The sequence below is a fragment of the Alteromonas sp. RKMC-009 genome (assembly GCF_003584565.2).
Taxonomy (GTDB): Bacteria; Pseudomonadota; Gammaproteobacteria; order Enterobacterales; family Alteromonadaceae; genus Alteromonas.
Genome location: NZ_CP031010.1, coordinates 4,797,819 through 4,822,140 on the forward strand (window position 1 = coordinate 4,797,819; position 24,322 = coordinate 4,822,140).

Annotated in this window: 20 protein-coding genes; 7 read left to right on the forward strand and 13 right to left on the reverse strand. The window is 48.6% G+C overall.

Going from position 1 to position 24,322, the window contains the following annotated elements; genetic code table 11:
- Positions 1 to 5 precede the first annotated feature (5 nt).
- Both DS731_RS20875 and DS731_RS20880 read left to right on the forward strand, forming a co-directional pair.
- The gene (locus DS731_RS20875) at positions 6 to 212 is read left to right on the forward strand and encodes a YheV family putative zinc ribbon protein (RefSeq protein ID WP_119503119.1); all 207 of its coding nucleotides are present in this window, start codon (positions 6 to 8) and stop codon (positions 210 to 212) included.
- A gap of 214 nt (positions 213 to 426) precedes the next feature.
- Positions 427 to 1,569, forward strand: a complete 1,143-nt coding sequence (locus tag DS731_RS20880) for a DUF748 domain-containing protein (RefSeq protein WP_119503120.1) — start codon at positions 427 to 429, stop codon at positions 1,567 to 1,569.
- Between the two features lie 41 nt (positions 1,570 to 1,610).
- Here DS731_RS20880 and DS731_RS20885 read toward each other — a convergent pair whose 3' ends face one another.
- The 3 genes from DS731_RS20885 to DS731_RS20895 all read right to left on the reverse strand — a co-directional run bounded on the left by DS731_RS20885 (position 1,611) and on the right by DS731_RS20895 (position 3,621).
- On the reverse strand, positions 1,611 to 2,306 hold the full coding sequence (locus tag DS731_RS20885) for a transposase (protein ID WP_150154341.1): 696 nt from the start codon (positions 2,304 to 2,306) through the stop codon (positions 1,611 to 1,613).
- A gap of 122 nt (positions 2,307 to 2,428) precedes the next feature.
- Positions 2,429 to 2,659, reverse strand: a complete 231-nt coding sequence (locus DS731_RS20890; protein ID WP_119503122.1) for a SlyX family protein — start codon at positions 2,657 to 2,659, stop codon at positions 2,429 to 2,431.
- Positions 2,659 to 3,621, reverse strand: coding sequence for a WD40 repeat domain-containing protein (locus DS731_RS20895; protein ID WP_119503123.1), 963 nt, complete (start codon positions 3,619 to 3,621; stop codon positions 2,659 to 2,661). Before DS731_RS20895 ends, DS731_RS20890 begins: the two co-directional genes overlap by 1 nt.
- A gap of 221 nt (positions 3,622 to 3,842) precedes the next feature.
- Here DS731_RS20895 and fkpA point away from each other — a divergent pair, with 221 nt between their 5' ends.
- A complete protein-coding gene (gene fkpA, locus DS731_RS20900) occupies positions 3,843 to 4,625 on the forward strand; it encodes an FKBP-type peptidyl-prolyl cis-trans isomerase (RefSeq protein WP_119503124.1) in 783 nt (260 codons plus the stop codon).
- A gap of 63 nt (positions 4,626 to 4,688) precedes the next feature.
- On the opposite strand, the gene DS731_RS20905 is transcribed toward fkpA, so the two are convergent.
- The 3 genes from DS731_RS20905 to DS731_RS20915 all read right to left on the reverse strand — a co-directional run bounded on the left by DS731_RS20905 (position 4,689) and on the right by DS731_RS20915 (position 6,794).
- Positions 4,689 to 5,771 carry an alkene reductase gene (locus DS731_RS20905; protein ID WP_119503125.1) on the reverse strand — a complete coding sequence of 361 codons (1,083 nt, stop codon included), beginning with the start codon at positions 5,769 to 5,771 and terminating at the stop codon, positions 4,689 to 4,691.
- A gap of 15 nt (positions 5,772 to 5,786) precedes the next feature.
- Positions 5,787 to 6,350: a type 1 glutamine amidotransferase domain-containing protein gene (locus tag DS731_RS20910; RefSeq protein WP_119503126.1), complete on the reverse strand. Its 564-nt coding sequence runs from the start codon at positions 6,348 to 6,350 to the stop codon at positions 5,787 to 5,789.
- A 153-nt stretch (positions 6,351 to 6,503) separates the two neighbouring features.
- On the reverse strand, positions 6,504 to 6,794 hold the full coding sequence (locus DS731_RS20915) for a hypothetical protein (protein WP_119503127.1): 291 nt from the start codon (positions 6,792 to 6,794) through the stop codon (positions 6,504 to 6,506).
- 184 nt (positions 6,795 to 6,978) lie between these two features.
- Here DS731_RS20915 and greB point away from each other — a divergent pair, with 184 nt between their 5' ends.
- Positions 6,979 to 7,464, forward strand: coding sequence for a transcription elongation factor GreB (greB, locus tag DS731_RS20920; RefSeq protein ID WP_119503128.1), 486 nt, complete (start codon positions 6,979 to 6,981; stop codon positions 7,462 to 7,464).
- Positions 7,465 to 7,507: 43 nt separating this feature from the next.
- On the opposite strand, the gene DS731_RS20925 is transcribed toward greB, so the two are convergent.
- Positions 7,508 to 8,581: an aromatic ring-hydroxylating dioxygenase subunit alpha gene (locus DS731_RS20925; protein WP_202980684.1), complete on the reverse strand. Its 1,074-nt coding sequence runs from the start codon at positions 8,579 to 8,581 to the stop codon at positions 7,508 to 7,510.
- A 22-nt stretch (positions 8,582 to 8,603) separates the two neighbouring features.
- Entirely contained in the window at positions 8,604 to 9,557 is a 954-nt protein-coding gene (locus DS731_RS20930) for a PDR/VanB family oxidoreductase (RefSeq protein WP_161599197.1), read from the reverse strand.
- Between the two features lie 137 nt (positions 9,558 to 9,694).
- On the opposite strand from DS731_RS20930, the gene DS731_RS20935 reads away from it, so the two are divergent.
- Positions 9,695 to 10,156, forward strand: coding sequence for a MarR family winged helix-turn-helix transcriptional regulator (locus tag DS731_RS20935; protein ID WP_202980685.1), 462 nt, complete (start codon positions 9,695 to 9,697; stop codon positions 10,154 to 10,156).
- 159 nt (positions 10,157 to 10,315) lie between these two features.
- Positions 10,316 to 12,658, forward strand: a complete 2,343-nt coding sequence (locus DS731_RS20940) for a Tex family protein (RefSeq protein ID WP_119503131.1) — start codon at positions 10,316 to 10,318, stop codon at positions 12,656 to 12,658.
- A gap of 62 nt (positions 12,659 to 12,720) precedes the next feature.
- Here DS731_RS20940 and DS731_RS20945 read toward each other — a convergent pair whose 3' ends face one another.
- Complete coding sequence (locus DS731_RS20945; protein ID WP_232373549.1) at positions 12,721 to 13,566, reverse strand: IS3 family transposase; 846 nt, start codon at positions 13,564 to 13,566, stop codon at positions 12,721 to 12,723.
- Positions 13,563 to 14,063 (reverse strand): helix-turn-helix domain-containing protein, encoded by a 501-nt coding sequence (locus tag DS731_RS20950; RefSeq protein WP_119500931.1) that lies wholly within the window; start codon positions 14,061 to 14,063, stop codon positions 13,563 to 13,565. Before DS731_RS20950 ends, DS731_RS20945 begins: the two co-directional genes overlap by 4 nt.
- Positions 14,064 to 14,187: 124 nt before the next feature.
- On the opposite strand from DS731_RS20950, the gene DS731_RS20955 reads away from it, so the two are divergent.
- Positions 14,188 to 16,713: a response regulator gene (locus tag DS731_RS20955; protein WP_232373439.1), complete on the forward strand. Its 2,526-nt coding sequence runs from the start codon at positions 14,188 to 14,190 to the stop codon at positions 16,711 to 16,713.
- Between the two features lie 33 nt (positions 16,714 to 16,746).
- On the opposite strand, the gene DS731_RS20960 is transcribed toward DS731_RS20955, so the two are convergent.
- From DS731_RS20960 to DS731_RS20970, 3 genes are all read right to left on the reverse strand, one after another.
- Positions 16,747 to 17,610 carry a putative metalloprotease CJM1_0395 family protein gene (locus DS731_RS20960; RefSeq protein WP_119503132.1) on the reverse strand — a complete coding sequence of 288 codons (864 nt, stop codon included), beginning with the start codon at positions 17,608 to 17,610 and terminating at the stop codon, positions 16,747 to 16,749.
- 16 nt (positions 17,611 to 17,626) lie between these two features.
- Positions 17,627 to 17,959 (reverse strand): hypothetical protein, encoded by a 333-nt coding sequence (locus DS731_RS20965; RefSeq protein WP_119503133.1) that lies wholly within the window; start codon positions 17,957 to 17,959, stop codon positions 17,627 to 17,629.
- 168 nt (positions 17,960 to 18,127) lie between these two features.
- Positions 18,128 to 24,277: a pectinesterase family protein gene (locus DS731_RS20970; protein WP_119503134.1), complete on the reverse strand. Its 6,150-nt coding sequence runs from the start codon at positions 24,275 to 24,277 to the stop codon at positions 18,128 to 18,130.
- Positions 24,278 to 24,322 lie beyond the last annotated feature (45 nt).

Sequence of the window (24,322 nt, forward strand, 5' to 3'; positions counted from 1 at the left end):
TAATCATGGCTGAACGCAAAAGAAAACGTTTTATCGCCGGCGCAACCTGTCCCAAGTGTCAGGCATTGGATTCCATCATGTTGTTTTTTGAGAACAATGTGGAGAAACTGGAATGCGTTAAGTGCGGATATTCGCAATCGCAAACCGACGACAAAGTAGAAGCGAAAACCCGATCTGATGAAAATGTGATTGGTGTATTTAAGCCACACTGATTTGTTAAAGTTACCCGCCGGAGCAGGAAAAGGGTGAGCGATTATGCCGCACGGACCTGCCCGACTCCCCGATGTACGTTCATTTTTGCTGTTAAAACAAACCATTAACTCTATAACCCTGCAGCATTTCTCTCTTTACATTCACTGGCACGCCACTTGAATCGATAATAAATACCTCCGGATTATTTATTTTTCATTTAAGCACGGACTGATCATGGCCAGACATAAAACCAGAACCACATTAAAAGCACTCGCGATCCTCGCCGGGCTGCTGATAATTGTCCGCATCAGTTTGCCCTTTGCAGCTCAGTGGTACATCAACGACGTACTGGATGAAGGGGAAGAATTTACCGGTAGTGTTGGTGATGTGGACATAATGCTGTGGCGCGGCGCTTACAGTCTGGATGACGTGGTTATTCTGAAACGGACCGGTGAGGTAGAACAACCGTTCTTTGAAGCAAAGCAGGTAGAATTCAGCCTGTTGTGGAATGCCCTGCTGGATAAAGCACTGGTAGCGCAGGTCGATCTTACCGCACCGGAGCTAAACTTCGTAGACGGTAAAAGTGATGCTGAAAGTCAGTCAGGTGAAAATGAAAACTGGCTTTATCTGGCGGATCAGTTAGTGCCGCTTAAGGTTGACCGCTTTGAAATCCGCCGGGGTATTGTCCGGTTCATCAACCCGGATTCAGAGCCCGCCGTTAACATTGAGCTGCACGATATTCATGCTGTAGCAAGAAATCTGGTTAACAGCCGCTCTTTGTCAAAAGATCTCATTGCCACCATCGAAGCCAGTGGAAATACAGAGCAACAAGGCACCATTACGCTGTCGGGCTCACTGAATCCGGCAACAAAGAATCCGACCTTCGATATCAATCTGCAGGCCAACGATGTGGCGCTGGTGAATTTTAAAAACTTCCTCGATACCTACGCACCCTTCGATTTAGAAGCCGGTACATTAGAACTGGCGCTGGAACTGGCCAGCGACGACGGAGAAATTTCAGGCTACGCCAAGCCTATTCTGCATCAGGTTGAGGTTTTTTCATGGAAAGGTGATATCGAAGAAGATGATGATGGCTTCTTTCGCGGACTCGCCGAAGCACTGTCAGCTTTCATAGCGGAATTGTTCGAAAACCAAAGTGAAGATCAGATAGCCACACGCATCCCCATCTCCGGCTCACTGAATGATGTGGACACACCGGTTCTCGCGACTATCGGTGGCATTTTAAAAAATGCATTTATTCAGGCTATTAACGGTAACCTTGAAGACAGTGTTCAATGGCGCGACGCCGAAGAGGCAAAAGAAGAGAAAGAACAGGAAGCCGCCGGTGAAGAAAACCCGCGCCCTGATCCACAGTAACCGGCAGGGGTGAGTCAGCTTACCAACACCCGCTCAGCTGCTCAGGACGTCACAGCCTTCTTGCGCGGACGTCCGCGCTTACCTTCCGTCAAACGACGACCGGTAACCTGTTCAATGCGTTTGATGAAACCGGGATCTCCCATAGCCAGTCCCATTTTCAGTGACTTGGCAATATCCGCATCCAGATCGTTATTCTGGTGCTGCAAGTGCTGCAAATGCAGTGCTCTTCGTTGTTCCGGTTGTTTTGCTGTTCGTTCGTAAGCACTGTGAGGCGTTACCATGGTGTTGGGTAACCCCAGCGCATTGGTACTGACACTTGACCAGGCGTATTGTTCAGGTGTGCTGCACAACGCTTCATTTACCGGCTTCTGCTCTATGAAGCGGTACACCTCCAAAAGCAGCTCATCATCTAAAACCAGTGCTGATTTATAACGATCACGCCAGATTGCCCCGCTGGTGCCATAACGCTGGTGAAAGTACTGGGCATAAAGTCGCCCGGTAGCCTGCAACATTAATGAGATTCCATCACCGGCCGCGGGGGTGCACAGAAAAAGAATGCTGTCTTTACCTGCAACCCAGGCGTGCATTGCCACTTTATAACGCTGTGCATAACGGCCGAGATAATCGAGATAGGTCAGCCTGTCAGTGTCATCCCGAAACGGGGACACACCTTTTCGTCCTGTTCGCTGGACGAGTTGCGGAATACCTGCCGGAGACGTTCTTAGCTTTCTGGCCATGAAAAGTGCTTCGTTATGTCATTTAACGGGTCGTTTTCTTAGCTTAGACAAGATTCATGCAATTATCTAAAACAATCAACAGATTATTTCACTGCCTGCACTGACAGGTGTTGCAGACAGATTTAATAGTGAGGAGGTGGAGTTTCGTCTGACAGCTTAGCAATATTAGACGGTTCAAAGCCTTTGACTTTCTCCATCATAAAACGCAACTGTACCTGCATTTTCTCGATTTGATATTGTTGAGACGTCAATGCTTCATTCAACGTATCAATTGTATGTTCCTGGAACGCTATCTTGGTCTGCAGTTCTTCAATTTCCTGCATGGCGTGCTCCAGCGTATGTGTGTCGCTCATTATTCAATTGCCCATAATTCAGCTAAACCACTGCTGCTTTCAGACAGCAGTGTATTGTTACCCATAAACCCGACGGCATACACCACAGCGGTTGCCGGTCTCGTACCTTCTTTCGCCGCCACTTTCCATTCGCCGGTCTGCTCACCGGTTCTGACGTCCCACATGTAGATACTGCGGGAGGGTGAACCGGTAAGTAAATGCTTACCATCTTCAGAGAAAACGGCATCAGTAAATATTTTCTGGCGCGCAATATACTTCAGGTTGCTGATCTGCGCACCTGTTTGTGCATCCCACACCTTAGAGCCCTGCTTACTGTCTGCGGTAAAAACGTAGCGTCCGGCATCGTCCAGCGCCACTTTAGAAATACGGCTGCTGTGAGTAAAGGTATGAATAATTTGCCCGGTCTGCGTACTCCATAAATACGCCACATAGTCGTTACCGCCGGTAAGGGCATATTCACCGTTGGGTGAAATATCCACAGAGTTGATGCGTTCCTGGTGACCCAGAAACTCAAGTCGCCGTCCGGTTTCCGGCTCAAAGTACATGACTTTACCGCTGGAGCGGCCAACGAGGATCCCTTTTCCATTATTGGTTACCGCCACATCGCGGATTGTCGATTCATCAATGCGCCAGAATCCTACCGGCTCACCACTTTCAATGCTCCATAACGCAAAGGCTTCGCGGTCTGATGTCACCACAAATTTATTGTCAGCGGAAATATGAATAGCCAGAACCAGATTGTTACCTTCGCTCTGGTGCTGCCAGTGAAACAGCACATTGTCATCTAAATTGTGCCAAACGTTGATACCGTTATCGACACCGGATACCACGCTGTACTCACCGTTCGGGGATATGTCTGCTGCGTAAGCGCCGTCTTCTGCATGCCACCACTGGTTAACCGGGGTGGTATCAGGCACAGTACATGCGGTTACTGAAAAAAGTAAAAACGCCAGTAATGGCATTGTTTGGAACAATCGTCGATGAATCATGTCTTACAGGTTTCGCTTTATATGCAGCCGTGTTTACCATAGCATGGAACAGTCAGGGTCGGATGACCTTAATATCAATTTAGCAAAATGATTTTACTTTGATCGGTTTGCTAAATTGATTAGTTTATACCTTATAACACAAGCCAGTCGTCCCCGTGCGGTGCGACGAACATAATATTAGAATGGAGAAGTTTATGCGTAAGTCGCTTGTCGCCTTATCAACCGTTGCTGCTTTAGGTCTTTTTGCCTGTCAGCCAAATACAAATGAGCAGTCTAAAGAAGCTGCGGCAAAAGAAGCACCTGCACAGGGTACAGCCGCTGCGGACATGACAGACGAACAGAAGCACGCCTACGCAATGGGTGCAAGCATGGGCGTATTCATCACGACCCGCGCAAAACAGCAGGAACAGGTTGGTTTACCGCTGGATATTGAAACGCTGAAGCAGGGTTTCACTGACGCTCTGGGCGAAAACATGAAGTTCAGCCGTGCTGAAATTCAGCAATTTGCTCAGGCCGGTGAAGAAGCCATGCGTGCCAAGCAGCAGGAAATGGCAGCAAAAGCAGCAGAAGAGAATATTCAGCTGGGTGCTGATTACCTGGCAGAAAACGCTAAGAAAGATGGCGTGACTGTGACTGATTCAGGTCTTCAGTACGAAGTGATTGAAGAAGGCACCGGTAAGAGCCCTGAAGCCACTGACACAGTTAAAGTTCACTACCACGGTACGTTGATTGACGGTACTGTGTTCGATTCTTCATACGAGCGTAATGAGCCGGTTACTTTCCCGCTTAACCGCGTTATTCCCGGCTGGACCGAAGGTGTTCAGTTAATGAAAGAAGGTTCAAAATTCCGTTTCGTTATTCCAGCGGAACTGGCCTACGGCGAACGTTCTACCGGTCTGATCACGCCTAACTCAACGCTTATCTTCGATGTTGAGTTGATTGAAGTAGTGGACACTGAAGAAGGCGAAACAGAGTAATTTGTTTCTCTCTCCGGCCACGCCGGAAACAGAATTGAAAACGGCCCTTAACGGGCCGTTTTGTTATTCACTGTAAAACGGATAATCGATATATCCCTTTTCTTCACCTGCGTAGAATGTATCCGGATCCGGCTCGTTCAACGAAACGCCTTTTTCAAGACGCAATGCCAAATCGGGGTTAGCGATGTAAGGCCGGCCAAAAGCAACGGCATCTGCGTAACCTGATTCCACAGCCTGTTTGGCTGACAGGTAATCATAGTCCCCGTTAGCGATATAAAATCCCTGCCAGTGTTCCCGCAATGTGACAAGCGTCGCAAGATCTTCGTTACTGGCGGGCATACCCGGGAAGCGCTCAACCATATGCAGGTAAGCCAGATTCAACGGATTTAAGAAGTTTATCACCTCTCTGAATGTCGCCAGCGGATCGCTGTCAGCGATATCATTTTGATTACCAACCGGTGACAGCCGGATACCCACCTGCGACGCATCCCAGACTTTGAGTACCGCACGGGTGACTTCTTTTAGAAAGCGCAGTCTGTTTTCGATACTGCCGCCATATTCGTCGTCCCGCAAATTCGTCTTATCACGGATGAATTGATCAATCAGATAGCCGTTGGCAGCATGTATTTCCACGCCGTCGAAACCAGCCTCACGGGCATTCTCAGCAGCTTTCTGATAATCAGCAATGGTTGACTGAATGTCGCTGACAGTCATCGCCTCCGGTTCAGACGCCGGACGCTTTTCGCCATCAAAAAACACATCAACATCCGGTTTTACCGCTGACGGAGCCAGCGGCTTCTGATTATCAGGCTGAAAGTGGCTGTGGCTGATACGGCCTACATGCCACAGCTGAAGAAACACTTTTCCTCCCTCAGCGTGCACAGCTTCTGTGATTTCCCGCCATTTCGATACCTGGTCAGCGCTGTAAATGCCGGGAGTCCGGATGTATCCCTTACCCTGCGGATTGATTTGGGTGGCTTCGCAAATGATGAGTCCTGCCGTTGCACGCTGCTGATAATAAGTCAGCGTCATATCTGCTGGCACATCGGTGGTATCGTCAGCGCGACTGCGGGTGAGCGGCGCCATAAAGATGCGATTATTCACATCCACATTGCCCATACGGGCAGATTCAAATAGTGATTTCATATTAGCTTCCCTGAATTACACGTGTTGCTGGTCGTGTTTACCTTCCCGCAATTCTTCAATGATTTTTTTATTGAAGGCTGGCAGGTCATCCGGTGTTCTGCTGGTAACTAACGCCTGGTCGCACACCACCTCTTCATCAACCCAGATGCCTCCGGCATTTTTGATGTCTGTTTTTAAACTGGGAAATGACGTTACTTTACGGTTGTGAAGTACATCAGCTTCGACAAGCATCCACGGGCCATGACAAATAGCAGCTACAGGTTTGTGCTGTTTAAAAAAGTCTCTTACAAATGATACAGCGGCGGTGTCGGTTCTCAGCGTATCAGGGTTTTGAACGCCACCCGGAAGAATAAGACCATGATAATCACCGGCTTTAACGTCAGCGACTAGCTTGTCCACTTTAAATTTGTCACCTTTTTCATCATGGTTCATACCCTGAATTTCACCGCTTTCCAGAGATATGACCGAGACCTCAGCACCTTCAGCTTCCAGTGCTTCTTTGGGCGAAGTCAGTTCAACTTGCTCAAATCCGTCCGTTGCCAGAATAGCAACGTGTTTGCCTTGTAACTTCTTAGTCATTGATAGTTCTCCTTATCAGATAGTAATTTCCCTACGCACCTGATCATCGGGAAGTTTAGTTACAAACATTAAATCTGCCGGCGGCCAGAACGAAACAACCCCCTCACGAAGGAGGGGGTTGTTGTATCAAAAGTTACCTCTGTCAGCTCTGTATCAGCTGTTATCTGACAATAAATGTCTGCGACGCTCCGGCCTCTTCCTTAACGTAGCGTAGTGGCGGATCATCATATGACCAACTTTATAAGCGGCGATACCACCCACCAGCAACGCTGCAGTTTTCACACTGTTAATGTGAACTAAAATATCTATCATCCCGATGGAGAACAGAATAACGCCGGTGAGAAACAGCAGAAAGCCGGCAATAGTAATACCGTTTGACGTGAAGGACTGACCACCACGTTTTACTTCTGTCTGAGTTTGCTCATGCTGCATAATGTTATTCACTCGATTTATTCCATGTTAATAATGGATATTACTACGACATTTCATTTACAAATTTGTTCAATATTCATGCAAACAATCTGCATAAGCTTGTAAAAGTTATGCACAATTACCACATTGCAAACTAGTTATCGACGTAATTTTAGTTTTGATTAGCTGAAAAAACAAAAACATAGCGAAAAAGCAAATGCGAACACCGCTTATTACCCGGAATGGGTACCGAAAGTTACAGGCAGAGCTGGATCATCTCTGGCGTGAAGAAAGACCGGAGACAACACGCAAAGTCACCTGGGCAGCGAGCCTCGGAGATCGTAGTGAGAATGCTGACTATCAGTACAATAAAAAACGTCTGCGGGAAATCGACCGCAGGGTCCGCTACTTGCGTAAGTGTCTGGAAAATCTGAAAGTTGTGGATTACTCGCCGCAACAGGAGGGCAAAGTGTTTTTTGGTGCCTGGGTCGAAATTGAAAATGAAGACGGCAAAACCATGACCCTCCGCATTGTCGGCTATGATGAAATTTTCGGCCGCAAGGACTATATCTCGGTGGATGCGCCGATGGCCCGCGCACTCATCGGAAAAGCCACCGAAGATGAAATTTTTGTCAAAACCGAAGCAGGCAACTTTGAGTGGTGGATAAATAAGATTTGGTACGACAAGGACGACCGGATATAGGCTTTCAGACGCATTACGGGCCGGCTTATGCCGGCCTGTCCTGCTAAGCCTGTTTCAGCGACTCAATAATACGCCTGGCTCTGTTAGGTGCTACATCCACATGAATATCGATGTGTTTCTTCACGCCGAATCGCTTCATGTTCTTATATTGCGTTTCGATAATTGTTTTATCCTCGTCAAACGTAAACTTCGTTTGATCAATGACCTTTTGCATTACCTCATCGCAATTGGATGTGGGGTTACTCGCCATAGTCCAGATATAAAAACAGCTTTCTTCTGTTTCCGGTGTCAGCGCATGAAAGCCCCGCATGTGAAAGCCACCGCGTCCGGGATCATCAACGGCTTCAGTATTATGCTCAACAGCACCAGTCCAGATTTCCAAATGTGAAGGATGGAAAACAATTTCCTGCCACCGGTCGATGGTCTCACCAAAAGGATAAGCAGCACTGTAGGTGGGCGGCGGTACTGAATTGAGCATATGCCTGACAACTTTTACGCTGTTTCCTTGCTGGGTTACATTCATCTCTGCATTCATGTGAATTTTGGCATTTCCACCAATGGTTTTCAGATGAACATAACCCAGATGGCTGAGATCCAGCAGGTTGTCATGGACAAGTTGATAAGGCGCATCGTAGTGGTAAATATCACCGCCAAACATAAAATCAGGATGATGATGAAATTCATAGGAAGGAGGCGGTTCAACGGGCTGAGAATGCTGCGCATCACCAAACCAAATCCATATCAGCGCATCTTTTTCAGCAATATGGTATTGCATGACTTTTGCCCTCGACGGAATTTTTTCCTGTCCGGGAATTTCGATACACTTTCCATCGCCATTGAATAACAGACCATGATAACCACAGCGTAAACCTTCAGGTTCCATGGTTCCGGAAGATAGTGGCAGCGACCGGTGACAACAGCGATCTTCCAGAGCATGTGCTTTTCCGTCTTGTGTCCTGAACAATACCACCGGCTCATTTAACAACATTTTGGCTACCGGCTTATCGTCAAGTTCACTGGACAAAGCAGCGACATACCACATGTTTAATGGAAATGCGTGCCGTGTACCGGTGACAGAGGTATCAGAATTTTCAGGGTGGTGCATTTGAACAGACATAGTTTTATTCCGGTTAACAGGATTAAAGGTCAATAGAAAGTGACGGGGTTAACGCCCGGGAACAACAAGGCGTAAAACGGTCATTTGCTGATTTTTCAGCATCTGTCAGCCACGCGTCCCTGTGGTCAACTTTTCCATCAAGAACACGCAATACACATGTGCCGCAAATCCCCTGTTCACAACTGGCATCCACTTCAATACCGGCTTCATCCAACGCCTCGAGGGCTGTTTGCTCTGTGCTTACATTGATGTGAATATTTGATTGAACAAGGTGCATTGTGAACGCCGTATCAGCGCCGGTTGTGGAAATGTCGTGACTGAATTTTTCCTGATTCAAAGCAAAATCAGGCCAGCTTTTCTCTCTGGCAATCTCATTAACTTTAGACATAAAGCCATCAGGACCGCAGGTATAGAGACCGCAGCCGTCTTCGAAAGCAGGGATAAGCTCCCGCAGTCGTTTCACTATTTTCTCACGACTTTCTGAAGGGATTAAAATGACTTTTCCGGTGTTAACCCCTGCCGCGAGTTCCTTATCGAACGGAATTTGTTGTGCCGGCTTATGAACATAAAGCAATAGATATTGCTTCCCAAGGTCATCAAGACTTTTCATCATTGAAATAAGTGGCGTAATGCCGATCCCCCCGGCAACAAGAATGACTTTTCCGTCATGCTCCCCAAGCGGGAACAAATTTTTCGGTGCGGAGATCTGCACGGCCATCCCTACGCGGAAAGTATCGTGAATGGCTACTGAGCCGCCTCTGGAATGACTGTCACGCAATACAGCGATACTGTACTCATTGACATCTCTGGCAGACCCACAAAGTGAATACTGGCGGGTGATATCTTCATTAACCTTCACATCAACGTGAGCACCGGGTGTAAAGGAGGGAAGTGCATTTCCGCCTTCAGCAATAAAACTGATTTTGGCAACTGAAGCGGCAATTTTTTCAATTTTAGAAATCTTCGCGTTTATCAAAAGAATTTCCCTGTAACTAACATCTATGTAACAAACAATACGAAACAATTAGTTGATATGTCAACTATAGAGATTATCTGATCAGTTCACTAAGTGATAAAATGTTGATTTAGTAACTAATAAAAAGAGAGCAGAAATTGCAGAATCCACAATTTCTAGATTTGGCACGGTACGTACCTGCACTCATTACTTTTCTGGCTAACAAACTTTCGGCCAGCGCTTCGGGTCAGTACCGGAAGATGTTTGGCGTAGGGATAGTTGAATGGCGTGTCATCGCTCTGCTGGCCGTGGAGCCGGAAACAACGGCGAATTCTGTGAGTAATGTCATCGGTCTCGATAAGGCGCTGGTAAGCCGGACAGTGAAAAAGCTCAAAGAGCTGGAAATCATCACTATTTCAAAGAGTGAAAAAGATGGCAGACATCAATATCTGTCACTGTCACCAAAAGGAAAAGCACTCCACGATGAGATTCTGACGGTTGCACTTGAACGGGAAAGTAAATTGCTGGAGGTGTTATCGCAAGACGAGCGTGAATTGCTTATCAGCCTTCTTCAGAAGCTTAACAATCAGGTAGGAAAACTCGACATGAAGTCAGAATAAATTGAGACAAAAGCCCTTCTGACATAAGCCATCGGTGATATACTTACGCCTCTTTTTTGCACCCTATTTAGGTAACAGCTGGCAGCGACACGGGGCAGAGTGCTCATCCCCCTTTTTTAATCCAGCAGGACACAAATTAAAACGCCACAGAGCTTATTTATGATTATCAACAAAATTGCCGAAGAACTTGCCGTTAATGCCAATCAGGTGCAGGCGGCTGTTTCATTACTCGATGAGGGTGCTACGGTTCCTTTTATCGCCCGTTACCGGAAAGAGGCAACGCAAGGACTGGACGATACTCAGCTTCGTAACCTCGAACAGCGGCTGACGTACCTGCGTGAATTAGAAGATCGCCGCAGCGTGATTTTAAAGTCCATTGAAGAACAGGGTAAGCTTACCGATGCGCTGAGAAAGGACATCACCACGGCGGACAGCAAAACGACGCTGGAAGATTTATACCTGCCCTACAAGCCACGTCGTCGCACTAAAGGTCAGATCGCTATTGAAGCCGGGCTTGAGCCTTTAGCTGATAAACTGTTTAACGACCCGTCGCTGACACCGGAAGCCGAAGCAGAAGCATTTGTTTCTGCTGACAAAGGCGTAGCCGATACCAAAGCCGCACTGGAAGGTGCCCGCTTTATCCTGATGGAACGGTTTGCCGAAGACGCTTCTCTGCTGGCGAAAGTACGCCGCTATCTGAATGACAATGCCTTCGTAACCAGTACAGTGGCTCCCGGTAAAGAGCAGGAAGCCATTAAGTACAAAGATTATTTCGACCATCAGGAAAAACTCAAAAGCGTGCCGTCTCACCGTGCTCTTGCCATGTTCCGTGGCCGTAATGAGGGCATGCTGCATATTCAGCTGAACGCAGATCCGCAGAATGAAGATGCCACGGCACCGTCACACTGCGAATTCATCATTGCTGATCACTACAATATCAGTGACAAAGGCCGTGCTGCTGATGCGTTTTTAAAGCAGGTTGTACAGTGGACCTGGAAAATCAAAATTGCTCTGCACATGGAAACCGAACTGTTTTCGGGCTTACGTGAGCAGGCTGAAGAAGAAGCCATCAGCGTATTCGCTAAAAACCTCAATGATCTGCTAATGGCGGCGCCGGCCGGCGCGAAAACCACCATGGGTCTGGATCCGGGTTTGCGTACCGGGGTCAAAGTCGCGGTGGTAGATAAAACCGGTAAGGTGGTGGCCACTAATACGATTTTCCCCCACGCGCCGCAAAACGCCTGGGACAAGTCTATGCGCACACTGATTAATGTGTGCAAACAGCATAAAGTAGAGCTCATCAGTATCGGTAACGGTACCGGCTCCCGCGAAACGGATAAACTGGTTGCTGAAATGCTGAAAGCAGCGCCGGAGCTGGGCGCTCAGAAAATCATGGTCAGTGAAGCCGGTGCATCAGTGTACTCAGCGTCGGAACTGGCATCGAAAGAACTGCCGGATATGGACGTATCTCTGCGTGGCGCTGTATCAATTGCCCGTCGTCTGCAGGATCCTCTCGCCGAACTGGTAAAAATTGAGCCGAAGGCTATTGGTGTTGGCCAGTATCAGCACGACGTAAGCCAGAGTCAGTTAGGCAAATCACTGGATCGCGTTATCGAGGACTGTGTAAACGCCGTAGGCGTCGATCTGAACACCGCATCTCCTGCACTGCTGTCTTATGTATCGGGCCTGAACAAAACCCTGGCACAAAATATCGTTGCATTTCGCGATAACAACGGCGCTTTTGGCGACCGTAAATCCTTATTAAAGGTTGAACGGTTAGGTCCTAAAGCCTTTGAACAGGCAGCCGGCTTCCTGCGTATCACCGCAGGCACTAACCCGCTGGATGCCTCCGCCGTTCACCCAGAAGCCTATCCGGTTATCGACAGCATTGTTGACCGTACGCAGGTCGCCGTAAACGACCTGATTGGTAACACCGATCTGCTGCGTAAGCTGGCACCGGAGGACTTCACCAGTGAAGCATTCGGTTTGCCAACCGTAAAAGATATCCTGAAAGAGCTGGACAAACCCGGCCGTGACCCCCGTCCTGAATTTAAAACAGCGACCTTCAAAGAAGGCGTTGAAACCATCAGCGATCTGAAGCCGGGCATGATTCTGGAAGGTGTTGTCAGTAACGTGGCAAACTTCGGTGCTTTCGTTGACGTGGGTGTGCATCAGGATGGTCTGGTTCACATCTCGGCACTGACCAACAAGTTCATCTCGGATCCCCGTGAAGTAGTAAAAGCCGGTGATATCGTAAAAGTGAAAGTGCTGGAAGTAGACGTACAGCGTAAGCGTATCTCTTTTACCATGCGCCTTGACGATACCCCTGCGCCGGCCGCTGAAAAACGCCAGAGCAGCGCCGGAAAACCTGCCGGGAAGCAAGGTAAAGGACGCCAGCCCGGCCGCAATGGCGGTGGCAATAACCGTCAGGCGCAAGCGCCGGCTAATGCTGCCATGGGTAATGCGTTCGCGGATGCATTTGCTAAAGCAAAGCAGAAGTAACCCCGGACAGAACCTTCAGAAAGCCGGCATGATGAAGTGACCCCATAAAGTTGGACTCATTTCTAAGCGGCTGCCAAGGCCTGATTTCGATATTGTATCGGACTCAGGCCTTTTAGTTTCAGCTTAATACGCTCGTTGTTGTAATAGTCGATATATTCTTTGATGCTTTCAATCAGTTCGTCGGCATCGTTGAACTTCTCGTTGTGATACATTTCCGTTTTTAATATGCCGAAGAAGTTCTCTGCGACGGCATTGTCTAAACAATTTCCTTTCCTGGACATGCTTTGAACTAGCCCGTTTGCTTTGATGTGATTTTGGTACTCTTTATGTTGGTATTGCCAGCCCTGATCCGAGTGAATAAGCGGCTTCTCATGTCGCTGTAGCTTACTCGTCGCGGTTTTGAGCATGTCTGTGACTAGTGGCAGTGCAACCGATGTGCGTACTTCATAGCTGACAACCTCTTGGTTAAACAGGTCAATTATCGGTGACAGATAGACTTTCTGGTCTTTGACTTTAAACTCAGTCACATCGGTCACCCATTTTTGATTTGGCTTCACTGCCGTAAATTCTCGATTAAGTTCATTGCCTGCGATTCTGCCGACTTCACCTTTATAGGACTTGTAACGTTTAGGTCTTACCTTGGATTTTAACCCCAGCTCATTCATCAGGCGTTGTACGCGCTTGTGATTAACTATCAAGCCTACTGTTCTCAGCGCAGAAGTAACTCTGCGATAGCCGTACCGCCCTCTATGTTTATGAAAGATAGTACGTATTTTTTCGCTTAAGCCAATATCGGGACACGACCGTTCTAGCGTATTACGATGATAGTAATAAACGCTTTTCGGGAGTCCTGTGATTTTTAATAGATTTTGTAAGCTGTAACTAGCCTTGAGCTCTTCGACAACTATCGTTTTGTCTTTGCTTTTTTCTTTCTGGCTTGAGCCAAGGCTTCTAACTTTTTTAGAACAGCATTCTCCGCACGTAAATAGTCCAACTCTTCTCTGAGTTCCTTCTCCGTCATTTCAGTTGATGGTTTAGGTGCAGAAGGTTCTTTTTTCACGCGAGGTTTACCTTTTTTCTTTGGTTTTAGACCGGAGATACCATCGTGAGCATAAAGCTTTTGCCATTGGAAAAGAATCCCAGGGGACGATAAATCGAAGAAGGCGCTGGTGTAACTAAGTGACCAGTTGTTAGCTGCCATTGTTTTCAACACATCTGTTTTAAATGCTTGAGAATATGGCCTGTGAGTAGACCTGAAGCTTTCAGCGCCATGAATTCGATAAACAGCAGTCCAATATCGGACCTGCCTTTCTGTGACATTAAATCTGCCACCTATCGCCGAAGAACTTTCAGATAAAGCACACTCAGCTACTTTGAGCTTGAAGGCTCGAGGATGTTTGGACATAAAAAGACCCCCAGTAATTGGAATGTCCAACTATTGGGGGTCACTTCATGATGCCGGCTTTCTTGCTTTTACCCGCCGCTCTGAGTAAATTTAATAAAACATTCAGGACAGGCTATATGTCACTGTGATCACCATTAAATTTATCTGGCGCCCGCTGGCTGTTGCGCTCTGGTTTATCAGCCTGACTGTATCCGCCACCAACCTGACTTCAGAACTGGAAAGCTTTGAGCAAAGACTCCGGCAGGAAACCCCTATGCCGGTCGGTGAAGTGCTCGACACACTGGAATCCCGGTTACTGAGCGACGACTATACTCAGACAGAAAAAGCCCGCATCGGGGCACTTTACGTCGTTTATATGCTAAAGATTCATCATTCTGCGTCTGATAACGTGCTCGCGGTGCTGGAATCTGTCTCGCAGGACAACGAATCCGGCCCGGTTATCCGCGTGGGCCTGGCCAGAATGTATGGCATCAATGCTGAATACAGTAAGAGCTATTACCTGTTCGAAGGACTCCTGAAACAAGCTTCCCTTGCACCTGACGTCCGCGCACTCGCCATCGCCTACCTGATTGTGACCTACAGCGAAAACCAGGTATTTGCCTCTAACGCCAGGCTCATTAATACGCTCAGCGAGCTTATATTCAGTAATCAGCTGGAACAATTACTCCCCCTGCACAATTACATGGTTGCTGATTACTATCATTCCATTAATTCACTGGATATAGCGCTGGAGTATTATGAGAAGTCTCTCAACGGGGCGCTCAGTCAGCAAGACTGGCTGCTGGTCAGTGACAACCTGTATGACATAGGGATACTGCACCGTAACCGGGGCAACTACGATGCCGCCATCAGCTACTTCAAAAAAGCGGAGGCCAACGATAAGAACATCGATATCAACTACTCTGAATACCTTGCTCTGTATGGTATGGCAACGACCTATTTCAATTCAGGACAATACGATCTCGCACTACCTCTTTCGGAAGCCGTTACCTCTCATCCGCTGACATCTGCATTTTACGATACCGAAATTTATAAATGGCGGGCAAAAGCGTTTCTGGATATGAAGCAGTATGAAGAGGCAGAAGAGGCTCTGGATATTTCCCGTAAAATGTACGACGAAGACAGAACTGCTGAGCAGACAACCTGGCGTGCGGAGCTTGAGCAGATTGCTGCTCATATAACGGCGGCCAGAGGAGATTACAAAACCGCATTTGCTCAGTACGAACAGTTTCATGAAGACTATCTGGATGCAAAGAAGTACGAAGATCTGGAATTAATTGAGAGTGCAAATCTCGTACATCAGATAGAGCAGGAAAGAGAGAAAGCCAGCGAACTGGAGAAAGAAAACGAGTCTATATCAGCACTCCTCACGGCCATAGAATCGGCCAGAGCAACCCAGCAACGTTACAATCAGTGGTTAGTTGTGGTTATCGTTCTGGGTATCGTTACACTGCTCATCATTCTCTATCTGCTTCGCAAATCACGCCACACTAATCAGCTATATGCAGATGCAAAAGCCAAAGCTGAACTTCAGGACAAGCTTAAAACCGATTTCCTGTCGAATATCAGTCACGAAATCCGTACTCCGTTAAACGCTATAATCGGTTTCGGACAGGTGCTGACCGAAAAACTGGATAATCCGAAACATAAACGCCTGACGAATCAGATCGTTAACTCTTCAGAAATGCTGTTGCAATTGATTAATGACCTGCTCGACTTCTCTAAAATTGAAGCCGGCAAACTTGAGCTTGATGCCGAACAGTACAACATTCGTCACAGCCTGAAAAAACTGGCGGATATCTTCCACGGCCAGGCTCAGAATAAAGGGCTAAAGCTGGTTTTCTCTATCGATCCTGAGCTGCCTCCGGTACTGATATTCGATGAATTGAGATTCAAGCAGATCCTGGCGAATTTGATCAGTAACGCCATTAAATTTTCATCTGAAGGCAAAATTGAAATCAGGCTGAAACTACTGCGTATTGATGAGGAAAGCTGCACATTTGAAGCCGGTGTGAAAGATACCGGCATCGGTATCAGTGAAACACAAAAAGAAACCCTGTTTGAACCCTTTATTCAGGCTGAAAGCTCAACTGCCCGCAAATACGGCGGCTCAGGTCTGGGACTGCATATCTGTAATCAGCTGTTGTCGCTGATGGACTCTAAGCTTGAACTGGAAAGTGAAACAGGCAAAGGCTCTGACTTCTTTTTCACCGTCACCATGCCTTACGCAACACAGATAAAGCCCGTTAAACCGGTGACAAAAACGTCAGACAATACTTTTTCGGGGCAGCGGTTACTGCTGGTAGAAGACAACGACATTAACGTGGAAGTGATTCTGGCTATGCTTTCAACCACCAGCCTTCAAATCACCCGCGCTGCTAACGGCCGTGAGGCTGTGCAACAGATGGTAGACAACACCTTTGATATTGTACTGATGGATATTCAGATGCCGGAAATGGATGGCTATGAGGCAACCCGTCATATCAGACAGGAAATGGGTATTAGCACACCGGTTATTGCCCTGACGGCAAACGCCATGAGTCAGGACATTGAAGCCTGCCGTGCGGCGGGTATGAATGACCACATCAGTAAGCCGGTGCAGAAAGACACCTTACTGGACACCATAATGAAGTATCTGAGCGACGACTAAAAGCCGGTTAAAAATAAATACCGGTAAAACGCCTCAGGCGCTGGCGGAGAAACCACCTGCTTTCGGGGTCACAGTGGCCTGATAGAATTGCTGAATTACGCCAATACGTGACTGTATAGCCGGAGACTGGTAAGCATCGCCGCCAATTTCCAGCGAACGGTCAGCAACAGCGTCAACAGAAAATGCTTCTGTATTATCCCCGCTTTCAGACTCTGTTGAGCCCGGGTTATCGCCAGATGACAATTCCTGACGGGCTTCATTTGCTTTGCGGGACGCCTCTGCGGCCACTTTTAAATCTTGCGAAGATGGCTCAGCCGGCGCTAGAGCGGCAGCGCGCACCTGCTCCATTTTCTGAACGGTCTGCTCAGGCGTTTCAGCATCGGACACATCAATGCTGACTTCCCCGTCAGTTACGTATCGCTGACCGTCCGGGCCTGTTTCATACTGATATTGCGGAGAACCTGCATACTGACCACCACGGGCAGCATGAGCCTGCTCGTGCTGACGCACTTCCTGGTCACGGGATTTTAAATCTTCAACTTCCTGCTGCTGAGCCTGCTGTTGCTGCTTCTCTTCCGCCGACTCTTTACCTGCGCTTTCCTGATTAGCGTTATCGGTAGCAGCTTCAGGGTTGTCTGCATTTTCATTCTGCTGCAGTGCATCAGCACGGGCATCAACCTGAATTTGCGGGCGCTCATAGGTAACAGGAGCAGGTTTCTGGCCGGGCAGTCTTGCACGGTCAGATTCAGAACCTAATCCCTGCTCAGACGCACTCTGATCTGCGTCCTTAGAAGGAGGTATGGTGTCTTTCAATAAATTGTCACGGCGTGCAGACTCGGTGTTCACATTTGCGGTGGTGAACACTAACGAAGTCGGAACAGGCGTGACAATATTCATGATATTGAAGCTGTGATCAGGTCAGCGTATCGATAATGGTGCCGACGGTATCAAACGCCGTATCGACCACTTTTGCAGAAGCAAGGGCATTGTTGCGGTTATACTGCAATGACATTAAATCAGACGTCAGGCTGTCACCACCGGTGGGCAGTGTATTGCGGATATTCGACAAATTGTTCAGCGATGCATTAGTCAACACCTGGCTGGTGCCATTTAATTCAACACTGGTTTGCGCTGCGCGCTGGGCAATATTTACGGATGCCTGTGTCATGCCCTGATAGGCATTTTGAATGCCGCTCATGCCAGACACGATCGCCGAATTGATATTATTACCAATAATACTCGACATGACTGATACCTCTATTTTGCATATTGGCTACCACACCAATCTGCACCTCATACTCTCTCACGGTTAATTATTGACCAAAATGAGTAAAATGAGAAGTACCGGAGATAAAAAAACGCGCCTCCTGTAAACCGCTGGAGGCGCGTTTGCCACTAACATGTTGATAGTAAATTAGTCTATTGCCGGAATAGCCTCTGCGTCCTGAGTAATTTTTCCCACACCGGAATGATTAATGACTTTCACTTTCACAGAATCCGCATCGTCCAGCGTGTAATCGTAAGGTACGGTGTAACTGGAAGTCGGTTCAGCGTCCGGACCGGCTGATACATCACCGGCATCAGGTTCTGTCCAGATGACACCGGTTCCGAATACGTTTCCGGCGGTATTCCAGTATCCAATCACGTCAGAATAGAACGACACTATGGGGTTTTGCGTTTGCTCAAACACATTGTTCTCGATTTGCAGTTCTGCACCGATACGGGAGTTAATGGCCGTTGAGGAAATACCGTTGTAGTAGTTGTTGTACAGGTGTCCGTAGCCATAACGGAACAGCGGTAAACGGGACTCAATATTTTCAAAACGGTTATGATGGAAAGTGATAAAGCGGTCGGTGTTATCACTGTCCGTATCACTTTCGGTATGACCATGCAGGGATGCTTTCCAGTGATCATGCAGATAGTTGTACGAAATGGTGATGTTTTTCGCGCCACGCTTACTGTCTACCAGACCATCATAGAAGTCTTTATCCACCGATAACGTGCTGTACAACTCGTTGTGGTCAATCCAGATATTACTGGTCGTTGAACCGTCATTATCACCCTCGATGCCAATGGCGTCTTTGCCTTCGGTTAATACGTGATGGATTTTCAGGTTTTGAATAATCACGTTGTTAGCCCGTTTGATGAGAATACCGATACCGTCAAACTCGCCACGGTCGGCCACACCAATAATGGATACATCGTTCATATCACGAATTTCAATGGGGCTACCTGTTCCACCCGTGTTAGCGTCGGTGATAACACCATCTACATACACTGTCACCGGCGTATTGGTTGATGCTGCGGTATCCAGTGCAGCCTGTAGGTCAGCGCCGTTATCTACAGTAACAACCGTACCTCCGGCTCCGCCGGTAAGCGTGTAGTTATAAGCTGCAAAGCCGTTTGCTAACGCTTCAGGTTCCGCTGCGATAACCGGTGCACTTAACGGCGACGGTGTCCAGCCTTCATTGTTATTGTAGTGAGCGAAGATACTGTCGCGATCCGTCAGACCTGTCACGTCACCGGCAGTCAGCACGTAGCCAAACTGACGGGAGGAGAGATCCAGCGGATTGCCCTGCATATCCATGCTGCCGTATTCCCGCCAGCCGGCTGACGCCGTTGCCGGATTCGGGTTAGACGCAGGCTGGCTGTTGATACCTTCACCGGCCCAGCCGATATCCGCTATGTGAGTATCAAAGCGGTTATTGATCAGCGTGATGTTATCAAAATATTCGCTGCTCCCACCGCTTCGGGCGATGTAAGTGGAGTTATCCAGTACGTCGTTGCCGATGGGTCCCGGACCATGGGTAAATTCACTGTTTAAGAAAATAAACCCTTTATTATTGATGTCCGGTACGCGGGCCTGCAGTACATAGCCGCCGGAAGTATCCTGAGTCGGATCGCCGTTCTTGGAATCACCGATGGTGCGGATTTCGCTTTCTTCAAACAGAGCAGTGTTCACATAACCCCAGATGAAGTCCACGTTGCCGGCAACAAGCGACTGATAGAACCAGCTGTACCCTTTCAGCAGCAGGGTATCCTGCTCACTGATAAAGTTCATATTGGTAGCAGTCAGTCGGCCGCTATCACTGTTGAAGTACAGGGTTTCAGCCTGATTAGAGTATTCATTGCTGCGGATATGGCTGTTTTTCAGCGTAAAATTATTCAGCACCAGATTATCCACGCCCTCAATCAGGAAAACGCTGCGACCACCTGATGGTGTGCCGGTGCCCGGCGCTTCACTCTTACCGCTGCCACTGTTGAAGCTTTCAAAGTTATTGTAATACACCACGGTATTGTCACGATCTTCCCCTTGTAAGGTGACGTTATCGTGGTCCCGCAGCAGCATCATTTCCTCGTACTCACCGGCCATGATAGTGATGGTGGCAGCTTCACCAGAAGGTACACTCTGCATTACGTAGTTCAGCGCGCCCTGCACGGTTCTGAAGTCAGCTTCACCATCGTCATCTACCACCAGCGCATTACCTTCCGGTGCAGCTTCGCGGGTGGTAAATGTCCAGCCGGACGTTTTACCCAGCCCGGTAAACACTTCGCCGTTAAGGGTTCCGTCGGTTACAACGTTTTCGCCAATCGCCACATAGTAGTCTTTGCCGTATTCCAGCACATGATTATGGGGTTTGATAAGCAACGTATTGCCGTCTACCCGAACTGGGCGGTAATACACTTTACGTTGACGTTCCTGACCGGCGTAACCGATAAAGTCTTCGTCCACACCTACGTTAATCACATCAACCACAGTATCGTCGCTGGCATCGTAAATACGGATTTCGCCCACGTCACCTAACACGGGCACATCATCAAATGTCAGCGCCAGAGACGTATCGATGTGGGCGTTTTGCTTACCGGCGTAAGGCACGGTGTCACCGGTGAGGCTGCCATACGCGCCTGCCGGCATCACAAAACCTTCAGCAACGTCTATGGTGATGGTTTTGACCAGTGTACTGTCTGAACCTGAAGTAAACGTTACCGTGGCAGAACCGGCTGCCACAGGTGTCAGCACTACTGTCGGCCCGTCGATTTCAACATCAACAACTGCTGTGTCGCTGCTTGTGGCTGTAAAGGTGTCGTCAGTAACACCGTCATTTTGCACCGCAGTCACATACACATAGAGCGGATCACTGCTGGTGGTCGTTTCCCAGCCCGGCTCCTTATAATCCAGCGTCAGTTGTACCGGTTTGACGGTGGGATCACCAATCTTAATATCATCGATTTCAAACGAACGGTTATTGGTGAACATGCCAACCAGGCCTTTTGCGGAATACTGGCTGTCTGCCACCGTCCCCATGTTTTCGCCATCAAGATAAACCGTCAGGTTTTCACCCTGCATTTCAAATCGCACCCGGTACCAGGTGCCGTCTGTTCCGTCTTTCTCACCCAGCAAAACCGGCGATTTCTTCTGTACCGGGCGGGAAATACTGCCACCGGTACTGGTTGCTACTTCCACCTGCGTGCTGGAAGAGGAGTTCTGCACATTCAGACCACCGCCATACCAGTTTCCGGCACTGTCGTAGCGACCCAGCAGGAAGATCTGCTTATTCCGGGTGGTACTGTTCTGACGGGGCCGGATACGGGCTTCAACAAAGTAATCGCCGGAATCCGGCACACCGGCCATGGCCGCGTCTGTCAGCAGGAAGATTTCACCGCCCTCTCCGCCGGCGGTATAACGCAGTACGTTGTTGCCGTCATCATCCAGAATATCGAATACACCCTGAGGCCCGTTACTGCCCTCAATATTGGAAAGCAGATTAAAGTTCTCCGTCGAGCCGTCAGCGAAATCATCACAGAAGTACAAATCCGGCTCGTTGTCACAACTGAATACCTGCGGTGACGCTGCATCGCCGGTATACGACAATACCAGATTATCAATCACCACTTTGCCCCCGCTTTCAGTCCGTAACTGCAGGAACGAGGATGATGTAGCAATGAAGCCTTCTACAGTAAGCCGCTCTCCCGGTGTGAGGCCGGTAAGCGGTTCACTGAAGAACTTCGATGCGCCGCCATGCACTGACTTACCGCTGCTGCTGGTGTTGTTATCAGCATAGATAATGAAGTTGTTATTACCTTCCGTATCCTCAACAGACACGATATCCATGCTGATGGTGTACTCACGGCTTAAATCCAGAACACCCGTTGTGACGGTATCCGCATCGGTGGTTTCAGTATCCGGCGTGGTATTACCCAGTGTAAACCGCGCACTGTCGATGGACAGTTCGCCATCTGTAATGGCCAGACCGCTGCCACCGCCGGTAATACTGTAGAACGGCACACTGCCGTCACCACCGGTACTTTTGTACTCAGCGGAAAACAGGGTGTCGGTGTCCGTTTCAAACTTCTCTTCCAGCAACGTATTTGCCTGAACATACTCAATGCGAATATTGTCGATAACAACAATTGAGCCGCTTTCAGTGCGGAACTGAAGATATGAATTCTGGCCGGCGATTTGTCCGGGCACACTCAGTGTTGTGCCTGCTGTTAATGTTGTCACCAGCTCATTGTAGAACCGGGAATCACCGCCAAGATAAGAGTTGGCGCTGCCTGACGTGTTGTTGTCGACATAAATCTGGAATTTGTTGTCTCCTTCACTGTCTTCCACGTAGACGATATCAAACACCACGTTATAAGGACGACTCAAGTCCAGCGCCCCGCTGGCAGTAGTATTGTCTGCCGCACTGAGGTTATCAGGATCGGTATTCCCCAGTGTAAAACGGCCGCCATCCAGCTGAATGCCGTTTTCAACCAGGGTGACTGAACCACCGGTATTGACGAACATAGGCACAGACTCACCGGCAGCGTTTTCGGCAGCCGCAAAACTGACGGAGAAAATATCCTCGTTAGTGCCGGAAAAGGTATAGCTCAGTGGTAAATCTACCCGCGGAATGGTTACGGGTACTTCCGGCTCTTCCGGCTCTTCCGGTTCCACCGGCTCTTCAGGCTCAACAGGTTCCACAGCATCGGCCACTGTTTCTATACGTAAGTTATCCAGCGTTATAGACGCACTGGAGTCTGTACGTAACTGGAAGAAGCTGTTGGTCACCGCCGCATTGAGGATCTTCGCACCCTCTGCAGCAGGATCGCCGCCGCTGATATCTGCGCCCGGTTCATAGGTATAACTGAAGCGGGTTCCCGGCGCTAAACCGTCGCCGTCCAGACCAATGCTGACAAACTTACTTGCAGCACCGTGAACAGAATTGTCCTGTCCGGTGGTATTGTTATCCACATACAACGAGAACGTGCCTGCGCCGTTATGGGCAACAACGTCAAAACTGATAGTGAAACCTTCACTGAGGTTATAAATACCCGTGCCAACGGTGTCAGAACCTGACGTATTGGCTAACGGATTTGCTGCCGCATTACCTATACTGAAACGGTCACCTTCTAAAATAAGATGTCCGGTAGCAGGATCAACAACAGGGCTGCCGCCGGTTTTCACATACAGCGGGCCGGAATCAGGATCATCAGACAAACGCTTGTAGGATGAAGAGAAGAAGGTGGCGGTATCGGTATCGAAGTTCTCTTCCAGCGCCGCCTGAACGGCATTGGCCGCTTCCACCAACCTTTCGTTTTCTGCCTGCGCCTGAGATTCGCTGAATGCAAATACAGCGCTCATAGGATCGTCTTCAGCCAGGCATTGCTCCACTAATTCCACCATCGACGGTCCGTCAGTGGTCATTTCCCCCTGACACAGACTGTAAACCTGATTAACGGTGTTGAACGCGCGGGATATCAGCCAGGTTTCGCTGTCACCGGATGTGAGTACCAGCACTTTACGTCCGAAAGCAAAATGATATTCGCCGCTGACTTCGCCGTCTTCCAGGGTTTGTGTGTAGGTGCCGTTTAAGTTGGCCTCATCCGCAGGGGTAAAATTATAAGATGTTTGCGTCACCGTACGACCATTTCGCACCGGCGCATAAACCGAACCGGTGAATAAATCCACATCGAAGGTATTAGGAAACAGCGTACCCCGTTCTGTCTCCAGGTAATTCACGAAATGTGTAATTGCATCGTACTTACTGATTAAGGTGCTGCTTGCACCACCTGCAGCACCCAGCCATGCTTCCACATCTGCCGCAAAGTCTGTATCAGACTGGGCAAAGAAGTCCTGTGCGGTTTCGCCATCTCCCAACAACATTTCTGCCGCCGCAGCTGCGCTGCTGCTTAAGGTAATACCGTTTGACGGATCACCGTCGGTATCCAGTGATTGTAATAAGCGCAGTGTGTTCACTACCGGCTGATTAAATGCATTGTCGGTAGCAAATAAGTCCAGCGGCGAAATCACGCTGGAGGCCGGCGCATCAGGAAAAACCAGATCACCGATAAAGAAAGTCAGTTGTTCACCACGGAAGTAAGAAAACTCTCCGTCAGCATTAGTTGTGCCGTCGCTTACCGATTCAGAACGGTACCCCAGGCCGGCAACCGGGCTGTCAACAAACACACCGGTTAACGCCGGATCGGGTGGCAATGTTACGTTAGTTGTACTTTTTTCTCCGCAAGCGGATAGCAGCATCACGCCACTCACTACGGTGGCTATTTTTGTGAGTTTCATATCACTCAATCTCCGTTTATCTGCCGGGCGCACGTTCCCTGACGA